The following is a 13,497-nucleotide window of genomic DNA, read 5'->3' as shown; positions in this document are numbered from 1 at the left end:
AATGACAAATTGTCCATATTGTGGTAGAGAACTTCAGGAAGGTGAGAATTGCACTTGCGAAACAGCTCAGGCAATGATAAGTCAAACAACTGGCAATAAAGACTCAAGTAGTGAAGTGTTGAATGAGAAGCAAAATAATGAGAATAAGAATGTTAATGAAGAAATTGGAAATAAAAATAATGAGCAGACACAAAACATCAGTGAGAAAGAGAGAAAGAATATAGCTATTGCATCAACCTTTAATGATGTAATTAATTCAACAGTTAGATATTGTTATCTTACTGTAAAGTTTGCGTTGGCATTTTTGAAAAATCCATTTGTTTTTATTTCAAAGGTTATACAGAACAATGACTGCAAAGTAGGTATTTTGTTTGCTATTCTTACCTCTATATTTGTTTCTATTCAAAATCTTGTTTTGGCAGGAAGAGGTATAAAGTTAATTGAAGATTTTATCGGAATATCAGGGCTTTTGTCCTCTTATTCATCCTTTAAGACCTTTTTGTACAACTTCATAATTTTGTTTCTTTTGTATCTTCTATATTGCGGTACTATCAAGTTAGCGTTTATGATAATTAAAGAAAGTGTAGATTTTAAGGCTATATTAGGGGCGGTTGGAGTAAGCCTTATACCAATTGTATGGGTAGTATTGTTAAATCTGTTATTGCAGTTTATTGCTATATGGCTTGTAATTTTAATAGGTATTTTTGGTATTATCACAAATACAATTCTTAACTTTTGGTCAATTAGGACTTTATCACAAAATAAAGATACTACAGCGCTTTACATCACTGCGACAACGTATATCGTATGTATTATTGTTGTGGCAATAGTCATGTTTGCTTTAGCTAATGGAATGGTAGGCTCAGGAGGAGTTAGTACGACAAGTTTTAGTTCAAATAGCATTATTGGTACCTGGTCAGATGATAAAGATACTATCACATTTTATTCAGATGGTACATTTAAGGCCAATTATTATTGGATAGGTGGAAATTGGGAAATAGATGGTAACAAATTGTATCTTACAGGTTTTCTTACTGGTAAAGAAGGATATTATTACAAAATTGAAGGCGATAGATTGATATTGGAGCCTATTCCTGGTTCAGGTAGAGGGAAGTATGAATTTTACAGGGTTAAATAAAATAGAGAATAATAGAAAAATAATTGTAATTAAAATATGATTAAAAACGAATAGGAGGTGAAATGTGATGCAAAGTGTAAGGAAGATTTTTGTTATTAAGATAGCAGTTATAATCCTTTTATTTTTGTTGCTTGTTGGTTGTTCAGTGTTCAAAAGAGATAAAAGTACTGAAAGTTCTTTCAACCAAAATACTACCCAGGTTGTTTATAAGACAGAGTACGATGAATCTTTGCTTAAAAATAATATTCCTGAACAGAAGATAGAAAAATTTATTGAAGTAAATAAAAAGAAAATTGAGAAAAGTTCAGATAGTAAAATAATTAGAATTGAATATCCTTATATTGTAAAACATACTTTTTCGCAAATAGTGGTTGAGAAAGTTAACAATACAATTGAGAATTTTGTAAAAAGGAAACTGGATGAAATAGAAAAAGATAAAAGCTTTACTATTTTGGGAATTAGTTATGATTATCATTTTTTAAAATCAAAAAATATTTTTTCTGTAATATTTTTTATTGATGGTGGAGGAACTGGAGGGTATTATGAATCAAAGACATTCAATTTTGATCTTGATAATGGTAAATTGATACCCAGAGAGGACATTATAGATAATAATACCTTAAGAAAAATTAGGAATTATATTACTTTTCTTTCAGCAACATGCAGCGATATTGAATTGAGAACTCCAAAGTATCGAGAGAGTCTTTCTCAAGCAACTGAAAATACGGATATTCAGATAGATGATAAAATACTTTTAAGGGATGAGGGGATAGAAACATATTTTTCTTCTTTTGATATTGATCCCAATGGAAAAAACTATGCTACCTTTTTTATGTCATTCAGTGAATTAAATAAAGAAAGAATAGAAAGAATAGTTATAAATTCTTCGGACAAACTTGAAAAACTTTTAAATGTACGACTTAAAGATATTCGAGCAAATTTTGGACTATGTGATAGAACTTATGAATGGGAGGGCGGAATCTTTTACGATGTAGGGGCTTTAGCATGGACTTTTAATGCAGATGAAGGAAATTATAAAGATTCGGACGACAAAATACCTAATGCTTTAGTTGCGGGCAGGGGAGCAAACCTTTTTGGTATTGAGATAATGGAAACAACCCCAGACCAAGCGTACAAGATTTTAAAAAATGGCAAGTATAAGGAAATAAAAGAGGTAAGTAGAGGACCATCACCGGAATCGGAGGAAGTCATTTCTTGTGATTTAAAAAACGGAATTACTATTTACTTTGAAGTTGGACGAGAACAAAGTAATTTATCCCAACCAAAAGTAGTTGATGCAATTATCAAATGGAGTGACCAGAGAAATTAAAAGATAATTTAATGGGTGGTAAATCTGTTGATTACACGTGCAAAAGAAAAGGATGGATGAGTATGATTAGTAATGCTAGAAAAAATTTAAAAGTAAGAAAAAAAGAAAAAATAAAATATATCTTATTTCTATTTTTGGTGAGTATGATATTGATAACATTGAGCACTTTCTATATAAAAGCATCAAATGATATGGGAAAGAAAATAGTATATGTTGATACGGGCGGTAATCAAAACCTTGCTATAACAGAAAATGGAGAACTTTACGAATGGGAGTTAGGTGGAACTTTAGAATCTCGATATTTGCCTACAAAAGTAATGGAACATGTTAAGATTGCAAAAGCCGGATGGGCACATGTATTAGCAATAGACCAGAGTGGGAATTTATATTGTTGGGGTAATAACGAGTATGGACAATTAGGAGATGGGACAAAAGAGAGCAAAACTACTCCTGTAAAAATTTTGGGAAATGTAGTTGCAATAGCTGCTGGTAATTATCATAGCTTGGCAGTTACAAAAAATGGAGATTTATATGCATGGGGACTCAACGATCGCGGACAGTTAGGAAATGGGACAAGAGTTGACTGTAACAAACCTATTAAGATTATGACAAATGTTAAAGATGTAGCAGCTGGATGGTATACAAGTTTTGCTATTACCAAAAATGGTGATTTATATGGATGGGGTGCAAATGAGGTTGGACAGTTGGGTGATGGCAGTAAAATAGATAAAATTAAACCAGTAAAAATAATGAGTGGGGTTCAAAGTGTTTCTGCAGGAAGTAATCATGTTTTGGCATTAACCAAGAAAGGTGAGTTATATGCGTGGGGCTACAACAATGATAGTGAGTTAGGATTTGATCCGGGATGGGGTAAAAATTTCAGTGAAAAACCGGTAAGAGTAAATTTTAAAGACATAAAAGGTATTTCATATATTTACGCAGGTGAATCTTACAGTTTGTTAATTGATAAAAACGGGGTATTATGGGGATTGGGACGAGGTTATACTGATACTATCGTAATCAAAAATAAGTTTCGCCAATCTAATAATGGTAAACTCATGGAATTTAAGCCTGTTAAGATAATGTCAAATGTTATGTTGGCATCTGGTAAATTAGCAGTGACGAAAGATAAAAAGTTATACATTTTTTGCAATAACACTGGACCATTTATCTTTGGTGCGCCAGAAAGAGTAGATAGGCCTGTTTTAATCATGAAAAATGTTTCTTTATGTAGTGCGGGTGCTGACCATTCTCTTGCTTTAACTAAGGATGGAAAATTATATGGATGGGGCAATAATTCATATAATCAGTTAGGGAACGGAACCAAAAATCCCTTATGTAGGCCCACAAAAATAGATATTAATGTTGGGGAAATTATAGGAATTTTAGCAGGAACTCAACGTAGTTTTTTGATTAATAAAAAAGGTGAACTTTTTGGGTGGGGAAGTAATATAAACAATACTATTGACTTTAGCAACAATAAAATAATTTCAAAACCTAAAATGGTATTAAAAGAAATTAGACAAGTAGATACTAATCAAAATGAAACATTTGTTGTAACAAAAAATGGTAAAATGTATGCGTTAATTTTTGTTGTTCAAGCAGAACGAGATACTCTTAAATGGCAAATTATCAAAGAAAACAGACAAAAAATGTATAACATAACAAACAATGTAGACAAAATTAGTGCAGGGTATCAGACTCTAATCTTGAAAAAGGACGGGACCTTATATGCATTGAAAGGTAAAACTTCATGGAAAGGAAGCCATACGCAAATCGAATCATATGTGATTGAGAAAGTATTGAATAATGTGGTATCAATGGCAAGCGGTTATGACCATTGCTTGGCTGTTACAAAAGATGGAAGTTTATATGCCTGGGGCAGTGATCCAGCTCATGGGGAAATAGGCAATGGAATAGCAATACCCAATCTTCGAATAGATAAGCCTGTAAAAGTAATGGATAATGTAAAAATGGTAGCTGCAGGTGCAAATAGAAGCTTTGCATTAACAAAAAATGGAGAAGTTTATGCATGGGGATTTAATTTGGGAACACTTGGAACTGACACAGATTCATGGTATGAACCCAGACCTGTGAAAGTGTTTGAAGGAGCTGTATGGATATCTTGTAAAGGAGGACATGTATTGGCATTGACAAGAGAAGGGGATTTATATGGTTGGGGAGATAATAGTTTAGGTCAAGTAGGAATTGGTGGTATTATTATCTTTAAGCCAACACAGGTAATAATACGGTAAATAATCAATTGTGAAATGTTTATAAGTACTAATTTTTAAGTTAAATAATGCTGATAGCAAATCATAAATGTCTATTTTTAATAAACATATCAGAAATCTATTGTATTTTGTAATTTGCAGAGAAAGACAAATAGTAAAATGTGAAGGGAGGGACGATGATGTGCAGAAGAATAAAAGGAAGGGGTAGATTTAAAATATTAATTTTCCTTTTATTGATAATAATTTATTTTGTCGGTAAAGTTAGTTACATTGGCCATGCCCAGAATACTCAGAATATAAGTAAATATGATAGTGTTTTGAGGCAAACAATTGTAAAATGTTTTGAATCAAACATACCGTTTGGGGCAGAAATAACTGTTTCTGTTACTAATAAAAATTCAAAGTTAAGGGAGAATGTATATTGCAAGGTTTATGTTGATAAGATAAACAATAAATACTTCTATGAGGAAAGAATTAAAGATAAGTATTCATGTTTGTTAATAACAGGAGATACAATTTATTTTAAGAACAACATTTATTACAAAAACAAAAGTAATTCTTTCTACTATTATATGCCTATTAAAAAAGTAAAGGAGCTAACAAATTCGGACTTCGTAATTAATGTTTTAACGTTAAAAAGTAGAAAAGACTTCAACCAGGATCTTAAAAATGCTATTCTAAGTGAAAAAGCAAAGTTTTTCGACCAAATAGTGGTTGTTGGAGGGAAAAAATTAAAGACAAAAAATGCATTAATTACTGTTTCTCAAAGTAAAATGGAAGCATGCACCAAAAAATTCTTGAAAGAAAATATTAAAAAGTTATTTAGCGTAGCAAATATATTTGGAAGATTAGTAGGAGATAGTGTAAATGAAGTATTGGGAGATAAAGGAGATGTGACTGGGAGTCTGGATGTTGTAACTGATCTCTTAGATCTTGTAAGTGATGATTTGCTTGAAATGATACCTATAAATCCTGTTAAATATAACTTTTATATTGATGAAAATGACTATAAAACTAAGAAAATAATTATTACTTACAATGGTAATTTTACAACATTGCAAATAACCCTTGATAACATCAAATTTGGGAAAGATGTTTTATTCCCTAACCCTCCAAAAGAAGCTTTTAAAAAAGCCGAAAAAATTTCCTTTAAAAGTTACCTCAATCCAATTGGGTTTAATATTGGCTATTGGGATGGTGCAATTCCAGTTTATAATTACTTAATTGTGAATCAAATGCTTGCAGAATTAGACATGAATGGAAGTAATTTTGGATACTAAAATAACAATCAACTTGAATTAATAAGAATTATTAACGATTCTTAAAAAAGACAATATACAATCCTATACTCTCTTAATAAACTTTTTTTAAGGCCTGAAGGTAACCAAATAATATCAAATGAACGATTACGAGATAATAAGAATAAAAAAAGAAAGTTGTAAGCGATAGACTTTTTAAGTTTGTGAAACTTTTTGACAGTAAGTTTGAAACAATTTAAGGTTTAATGTGATGAACGAGAACAAAAAGCAAGAGAAAAGATGTAGCAGGCAAAAGAAAATCAGAGAACAAAGAAATATGGTCAAATGTTAGGAAGGTAATCAGAACCGATGTACGATTTAGGGTAAGAAATAGTTTGCCTAATGATAATTTGTTTTTTGTAGAGGTTTTGGGAATTGTTGAGAGTTTCAATCGAGTTGAGAGTGATTGAGTAAATTTAGCATTATCTTTAGCGGAATTTTGGCGCGTGGTTAGTTGAATACTTTTACAAAAGACAAAAAATTAAGAAATAGAGGGGGTATTACTATGTTGGACTTATTGCAAAGGACAATAATTGAAGGAAGGTTGTCTTGCTATGTGAAGAAAACTAAGGAGTTTAATCCATATGAAAAATCAGATGTTTACGATTGGGAGTTTAAAAAGGAGATAAACCGATACATTTTTAAAGATTCTTATCGTGGATTTAATCCCTATGCAGGGGTTGAAATAATAATTGAGAAAGACAGTAATAAAGTAGTATGGATATGTGATTATGTTGGTTATGTTTTGGATAAATGTCCAATTGGTGCAAATCAAGTATATGATTTTTTAAAAGAAGCTAGGGCTAAGCATTTAGTGGAATGCAAGGATAATCTATTTAAGGATTTTACATACGAAAAAGAATTATTAAAATATAAATCGATATTTGAACTTAAAGCAACGGGAGTATTGGAAAAAACTGATATTTATTATGATAAAGAATTAATTGCCCAACACATTGCATCTGGAATTGTGAAAATATGAGGATGGATTTTTATGAAAATAAAGATTGTTAAATAGAAGATATAGTTATTGAAGGTAAAAATAGTTATATAAGAGATAAAAAAATATCCCCCTTGTCATAAAATATTATAGTGCAAAAACATAACAACCACAAGTTATGCATATTAAGAGCAGGGGTTACTCACTCCCCTGCTTTTGATTTGTCAGGTTATTTAGTTATTGACTTTTTACTTACACATATTTAAAATAGAAAGCTATCTTCAAACTTTTAAAAGGAGGCAGCCAAAGGTCTGAAAATGCTAACCCGAAGAGATGACATTAGAAACATTGCTATAATTGCCCATGTTGACCATGGCAAAACAACCTTAGTTGACGCAATGCTAAAACAAAGTGGAATATTCCGTGAAAATCAGATGGTTGAAGAAAGAGTTTTAGATTCAAACCAGCTTGAAAGAGAAAAAGGAATTACCATAATGGCCAAAAACACAGCCATTATGTACAAAGGCATAAAGATAAATATAATAGACACACCAGGCCATGCAGACTTTGGAAGTGAAGTTGAAAGAGCGCTTGTTATGGCAGATGGTGTGCTACTGGTTGTAGATGCCTATGAAGGTCCAATGCCACAGACAAAGTTTGTTTTAAGGAAAGCTTTGCAACTTAAACTCAAGTCAGTTGTAGTTATAAATAAAATTGACAGGCCATTTGCAAGGCCTTATGAGGTTTTGGATAAGGTCTTAGACCTTTTTATTGAACTTGGAGCAGATGAAGACCAGCTTGACTTTCCATATGTTTTTGCATCAGCAAAAGAAGGTATCGCAAAGTTTGATTTAGAAGATGAAAGTCACAATTTAGAACCACTGTTTGAGGTGATTATAAACAATATTCCAGCACCAACAGGTGAAATTGATGCACCTTTCCAGATGATTGTAACTTCAATTGACTATGACAATTACCTTGGAAGAATTGCAATTGGCAAGGTTGTAAGAGGCAGTGTAAAACTCAATCAGCAGGTTGCAGTTTGTACAAAACAAGATGGAGTTTTGCAAAAGACAAGGGTTACGAAGCTGTATCAGTTTGAAGGTTTAAAAAGGGTAGAATGTAGCGAGGCAAAGCTAGGTGATATTGTTGCAATTGCCGGAATAGATGGTATCAACATTGGTCAGACAGTGGCAGATGCAGAAAATCCAGAGGCTTTGGAGTTTATCAAGATTGATGAGCCAACAATCTCTATGATATTTTCAACAAACGATTCACCTTTTGCAGGAAAAGAAGGCGAATATGTAACTTCAAGGCACTTACGAGAGCGCCTTTTTAAGGAGCTTGAGAGAAATGTGGGATTAAAAGTTGAAGAGACTGATTCTCCAGATTCATTTAAAGTGTCAGGAAGAGGAGAGCTTCATTTAGCAATATTGATCGAAACTATGCGCAGAGAGGGTTATGAGTTTCAGGTTTCAAAGCCACAGGTTATAACAAAAATTATAAATGGTGAACTTTATGAGCCGTATGAATATTTGATAATTGATGTTCCAGAAGAATTTGTGGGCACTGTCATGGAAAAATTGGGTCCGCGAAGAGCACAGCTTCAGAACATGACCATCTTGAACGATGGTTTTATGCGACTTGAGTTTATAATACCAGCACGAGGTCTTATAGGTTTTAGGGCTGAGTTTTTGACAGATACCAAGGGAAATGGTATTATGAACCATGTGTTTTATGATTATATGCCATATGCTGGTGATATTCCAGAAAGAAACAGAGGAGCACTAATAGCTTTTGAAACAGGTGAGGCTGTAACATACGGACTTTACAATGCTCAAGAGAGAGGAAGGCTTTTTATTGAACCGGGGACACAAGTGTATGAAGGTATGATTGTTGGTGAAAGTTCAAGACCTGAGGATATTGTTGTAAATGTGTGCAAGAAAAAACATCTTACTAACATGCGCTCAGCAACTGCTGATGAAGCTTTGAGACTAACCCCGCCTGTAAAGCTTTCATTAGAAGAGTGTATTGAGTTTTTAGCAGAGGATGAGCTTTTGGAGGTCACTCCAAAGAGCCTAAGGCTCAGAAAAAAGATTTTAAACCATGAGATGAGAAAAAAGATGGAAGCAAGAGCTAAAAAAGAGGAAAAAGAGCCTGTATTTTAGGCTCTTTTTTATTACCATCTAAAGATGTGATATAATATGAGCATCAGTACTGATATGCTTTTATAATTTATAAAATGGGGTATTTGAAAAAATGAAAGTTAAGAATAAAAATGTAAGGGTTTATATTTTCATAATCGGTATAATTACAATGAGTGTCCTGCTGCTTGCAATCTTGTTAAAGCTTCAAAAACCTAAAACTAAAGAAGTTTACGTTGAAATTCCGCAAAACACCTCTGTAAAAAATGTTGCTATGATTCTAAAGGAAAAAGGAATAATAAAAAACCCTTATCTTTTCATGCTCTATGTAAAAATTAACAATTACAAGATAGCAGCAGGAAGTTACAAGCTCTCTTCATCTATGAGCTATAAAGAGCTTTGTGAGGCTTTGCAAAAGGGTGTTGTGTTCAAAAAGACAATAAGATTTACTATTCCAGAAGGTTTTACTTGCGTCCAGATAGCAAAAAGACTGAGTAGTTTGGGAATTGTTGATGAGAAGAAGTTTTTGGATGAGATTAATAACTACAACTTTGATTTTCGGTTTAAATATTCTTCAAAAAATGTAAAATACAAGCTTGAAGGGTTTTTGTATCCTGATACATATGAAATATATATTGGTGAATCTGAAAAGGATATAATTAAAAGGATGTTAAATAGATTTTTAGAGGTTTACAATAGCATAAAACATAAAAAGACAACCCAGCTTGATGATATTCAAACAGTAATCCTTGCCTCAATTGTTGAAAAAGAGGCTAAAAAAGATTTTGAGCGTCCTATTATTGCAGGTGTGTTTTTGAACAGGTTAAACCAAGGGATAAAGTTAGAAAGCTGTGCGACAGTTGAATATATTCTACCATTTCACAAAGAAGTTTTGTCATATGAGGATGTTAAGATTAGATCGCCATATAATACATACCTTTACAAAGGGCTTCCACCTTCTGCGGTATGCAATCCAGGGAAGGAGAGTTTGCTTGCTGCATTGGATCCTCAAAAGACAGATTACTTATTTTTTGTTGCCAAAAAAGATGGAAGCCATATATTTTCAAGGACCTATGAAGAACATTTGAAAGCACAAAAACAACTAAAAGAAGGGAAAAAATAAGACCATGGATATATCCCAGGATATTTTAAATCAGTTTATAAGGTCAAAGCTTACAAATATTGACAGGGAACTTCTAAAGATTGAAGAATATGCCAAAAAGAATAATATCCCAATTGTTTCAAGAGAGGTTTCAAGACTTCTTACAATCCTAACAATGCTAAGAAAACCAAAAAGAATATTAGAGATTGGGACAGCTATTGGTTATTCAGCACTTTCAATGCACATAGGCTTCCCTGAAGCAAAGATAATTTCTATTGAGATGGACTTTGACATGGTTATGCAGGCAAAAAGGAATGTAAAAGAATTTAATGCAGAAGATAAAATAACTATCATCGGTGGCGAGGCAGAAGAGGTTTTGCAAGCAATAGATGGGGAGTTTGACATGATATTTTTTGATGCTGCCAAAGCCCAGTATATTGACTATTTTAATCTTACAAAAGATAAGATGTCAAAAGAGTGTTTGCTTGTATGTGACAATGTTCTTTTCAAAGGTATGGTTGTTGGAAGAAGGTATTTAGTAAGAAGAATGATTACAATTGCAAAGAGAATGAACAAGTTTATAAAGATGATTGAAGATGACCCAGAGTTTGTAATGACACTTTTACCGATTAGCGATGGAGTTTTGATTGCTATCAAAAAGTAGTGGAGGTTTTAAAAATGAAAGTTAAAAGACCTGAGCTTGTTGCACCGGCGGGGGATTTGGAAAAACTAAAGGTTGCGATAGTGTATGGTGCTGATAGCGTTTATATAGGTGGCAAGGAATTTGGGCTGAGAAAGTACGCAGGAAATTTTGACTTCGATAGTATGAAAGAAGGTATAGAGTTTGCACACAGGTATGGTAAAAAGGTATATCTCACAGCAAATATATTTGCAAGAAATGAAGATATAAAAAAGGTTGATGAGTTTTTTGACAGCATAAAAGATTTGGGATTTGATGGAATAATAGTTTCAGATTTGGGTATTTTCAAAAAAGCAAAAAGACTTGGAATTCCTATTCACATAAGCACTCAGGCAAACACTACCAATTTTGAAAGTGCACGGTTTTGGTATGAACTTGGTGCAAAGAGGATAGTGTTGGCAAGAGAGCTTTCTTTAGAAGAGATAAAAGAGATTCGCCAAAATGTACCCCAAGATCTTGAACTTGAAGCTTTTGTCCATGGGGCTGTGTGCATTTCATACTCGGGAAGGTGTTTTCTGAGCGCATATATGACATACAGAGATGCAAACAGGGGTGAATGTGCACATCCTTGCAGATACAAATACTATATCATGGAAGAAAAAAGACCCGGTCAGTATTTTGAGGTGTTTGAAGATGTCGATGGAACGTATATATTCAACTCAAAAGACCTTTGCATGGTGGAGCACATTGACAAGTTAGTAAAAGCAGGAATTGACGCTTTTAAGATAGAAGGAAGGATGAAGAGCAGCTTCTATGTAGGAACAGTCGTGAGTGTATACAGAAAAGCAATTGACAGGTACTTACAAGATCCAGAACACTTTGAAGTTGATCCCCAGTGGCTTGAGGAGATAGCAAAGTGCTCACACAGAAGCTATACAACAAACTTCTACTTTGGAAAACCAACTCACAATGATTATAAATTTGACTCAAGCAAATACATTCGTGAATATGAATTTATTGGCATTGTAAAAGAAGTTTTAGAAGATGGCTGGGCAGTGGTTGAACAGCGAAATAGGTTTTTTAGAGGGGATGTAGCTGAAGTGATGCTGCCAGATGGGACATATTTTGTACAGAAACTTGATAACATTTTCGACTTGGAAGGCAATCCTTTAGATGTTGTACCGCACGCTCAGCAGCTTACTAAAATAAAATTTGACAAACCAGTTGTTGAATTTGCAATGCTTAGAAAAAAAGTAGAAGAATAAATATTTTTGGTGGACATGCAACAAAACGGGGGAATGATCATATAATTGTATGCGACCAAAAGGCTACTGATTAGGAGTGCATATGCAAAATGTTTTATATCGAAAACGCAAACTCATTCCCCCATCCTCTTTCTGATGAAGAAGAGGAAATGCATTTAAAAAAGATGTGGGAAGGCTGCGTTGAAGCAAGGAACATTCTAATTGAAAAGAATCTGCGCCTTGTTGCTCATATTGCTAAAAAGTATACCTTGTCTTTTCCAAATTTAACAGATGATATTATTTCTGTGGGAACTATTGGACTTATTAAAGCTATTGAGACGTATTCTCAAGAAAAAAACACAAGGCTTTCAACATATGCAGCAAAATGTATTGAAAATGAGATATTGATGTATCTTCGCCAAAACAAAAAGTTTTTATCTCAAGTTTCGCTTGAAAATCCCATTGGCAGTGATAAAGATGGGAATGAAATAATGCTTATAGATGTTTTACAAAGTGACCAAGATGATATAGATGACCAAGTAGATGTGAAGATACAGATAAAAAATTTATTGAGGAAGCTTGACAAGATTTTAAAAGGTAGGGAAAAACGCATAATTGAACTTCGATATGGGCTTAAAAACGGCAAGGAAAGAACTCAGATGGAAGTTGCAAATCTTTTAGGGATATCTCGCTCATATGTGTCCCGGATTGAGAAAAAAGCTTTGAAAAAGTTGTACAATGAATTACAAAAGAGCTGTAATGAAAGCTATTAAAATGGTCGGGATGACAGGACTTGAACCTGCGACCTCCTGGTCCCGAACCAGGCGCTCTAGCCAAACTGAGCCACATCCCGACCTTTCGGTTTGTTCATTTTTGAATTCTTGTTTACAAACCTCTACTTTACATTATATAATAATTTTCAAAAAAATCAAATGTAAAAGGAGTAATCAGTTTGAGGTTAATTAGAAAAAGATTTTACCCTGAAGAGGAGATAGATATATCTTCTGATGAGATAGTTTACATGGATGATGATGTACTTATAACTAAGTGGCTTCCTATTAAAAAAAGAGAAGATATCAAATGGGGCGCTTCTTGTGTGTATCTTAAAAAAGGTATTAAAATTAGCAAGGTTTTTGATTATAACGATAGACTGCTATACACTTATTGTGATATTATAGATACGCATATAGACAACGATAAAATTGTAACAGAGGATTTGCTGGTTGATGTTATAGTTTTTCCAGATGGAAGCTACAAAGTTGCTGACATTGATGAACTAATTTGTCTTAGAAAAGAAAACAAGATTTCAGAAGAAATTGTTCTTATGGCGTTGGAGAGACTAAACCTTCTACTTAACGATCTTTACAATGGCTTTGAGCTGGACAAGGTTGAAGAATATCTTAAAAAAGGAGTGAATTAAAACAACA

General features: G+C 33.2%; 11 protein-coding genes, 1 tRNA gene and 1 pseudogene. 11 read left to right on the top strand and 2 right to left on the bottom strand.

What is annotated here, in order from left to right; translation table 11 throughout:
- Position 1 precedes the first annotated feature (1 nt).
- From ELD05_RS10490 to ELD05_RS10475, 4 genes are all read left to right on the top strand, one after another.
- Positions 2-1,138: a hypothetical protein gene (locus ELD05_RS10490; RefSeq protein ID WP_011916448.1), complete on the top strand. Its 1,137-nt coding sequence runs from the start codon at positions 2-4 to the stop codon at positions 1,136-1,138.
- A 67-nt stretch (positions 1,139-1,205) separates the two neighbouring features.
- The gene (locus ELD05_RS10485; RefSeq protein ID WP_039765382.1) at positions 1,206-2,468 is read left to right on the top strand and encodes a hypothetical protein; all 1,263 of its coding nucleotides are present in this window, start codon (positions 1,206-1,208) and stop codon (positions 2,466-2,468) included.
- A gap of 62 nt (positions 2,469-2,530) precedes the next feature.
- A complete protein-coding gene (locus ELD05_RS10480) occupies positions 2,531-4,723 on the top strand; it encodes an RCC1 domain-containing protein (protein WP_011916450.1) in 2,193 nt (730 codons plus the stop codon).
- A gap of 158 nt (positions 4,724-4,881) precedes the next feature.
- On the top strand, positions 4,882-5,982 hold the full coding sequence (locus tag ELD05_RS10475; RefSeq protein ID WP_127352386.1) for a hypothetical protein: 1,101 nt from the start codon (positions 4,882-4,884) through the stop codon (positions 5,980-5,982).
- Between the two features lie 161 nt (positions 5,983-6,143).
- Here the strand turns inward: ELD05_RS10475 and ELD05_RS14505 are convergent.
- Positions 6,144-6,377: pseudogene (locus ELD05_RS14505) on the bottom strand (ISNCY family transposase); the annotation flags it as partial.
- A 128-nt stretch (positions 6,378-6,505) separates the two neighbouring features.
- Here ELD05_RS14505 and ELD05_RS10465 point away from each other — a divergent pair.
- The 6 genes from ELD05_RS10465 to sigK all read left to right on the top strand — a co-directional run bounded on the left by ELD05_RS10465 (position 6,506) and on the right by sigK (position 12,843).
- The gene (locus tag ELD05_RS10465; protein ID WP_011916452.1) at positions 6,506-6,982 is read left to right on the top strand and encodes a DUF5680 domain-containing protein; all 477 of its coding nucleotides are present in this window, start codon (positions 6,506-6,508) and stop codon (positions 6,980-6,982) included.
- 275 nt (positions 6,983-7,257) lie between these two features.
- On the top strand, positions 7,258-9,108 hold the full coding sequence (typA, locus tag ELD05_RS10460; RefSeq protein WP_127352385.1) for a translational GTPase TypA: 1,851 nt from the start codon (positions 7,258-7,260) through the stop codon (positions 9,106-9,108).
- 91 nt (positions 9,109-9,199) lie between these two features.
- Entirely contained in the window at positions 9,200-10,207 is a 1,008-nt protein-coding gene (gene mltG / locus ELD05_RS10455) for an endolytic transglycosylase MltG (protein ID WP_127352384.1), read from the top strand.
- A 4-nt stretch (positions 10,208-10,211) separates the two neighbouring features.
- Positions 10,212-10,850 carry an O-methyltransferase gene (locus ELD05_RS10450; protein ID WP_127352383.1) on the top strand — a complete coding sequence of 213 codons (639 nt, stop codon included), beginning with the start codon at positions 10,212-10,214 and terminating at the stop codon, positions 10,848-10,850.
- A gap of 14 nt (positions 10,851-10,864) precedes the next feature.
- A complete protein-coding gene (locus ELD05_RS10445) occupies positions 10,865-12,091 on the top strand; it encodes a peptidase U32 family protein (protein ID WP_127352382.1) in 1,227 nt (408 codons plus the stop codon).
- An 89-nt stretch (positions 12,092-12,180) separates the two neighbouring features.
- A complete protein-coding gene (gene sigK, locus ELD05_RS10440; protein ID WP_127352381.1) occupies positions 12,181-12,843 on the top strand; it encodes an RNA polymerase sporulation sigma factor SigK in 663 nt (220 codons plus the stop codon).
- 2 nt (positions 12,844-12,845) lie between these two features.
- Here the strand turns inward: sigK and ELD05_RS10435 are convergent.
- Positions 12,846-12,923, bottom strand: a tRNA-Pro gene (locus tag ELD05_RS10435).
- 99 nt (positions 12,924-13,022) lie between these two features.
- Here ELD05_RS10435 and ELD05_RS10430 point away from each other — a divergent pair.
- The gene (locus ELD05_RS10430) at positions 13,023-13,490 is read left to right on the top strand and encodes a DUF402 domain-containing protein (protein WP_039765366.1); all 468 of its coding nucleotides are present in this window, start codon (positions 13,023-13,025) and stop codon (positions 13,488-13,490) included.
- Positions 13,491-13,497 lie beyond the last annotated feature (7 nt).

The sequence above is a fragment of the Caldicellulosiruptor changbaiensis genome (genome assembly GCF_003999255.1).
GTDB lineage: Bacteria > Bacillota > Thermoanaerobacteria > Caldicellulosiruptorales > Caldicellulosiruptoraceae > Caldicellulosiruptor > Caldicellulosiruptor changbaiensis.
The sequence above is the reverse complement of the archived record's forward strand: the minus strand, read 5'-3'. Positions and strand labels throughout refer to the sequence as shown.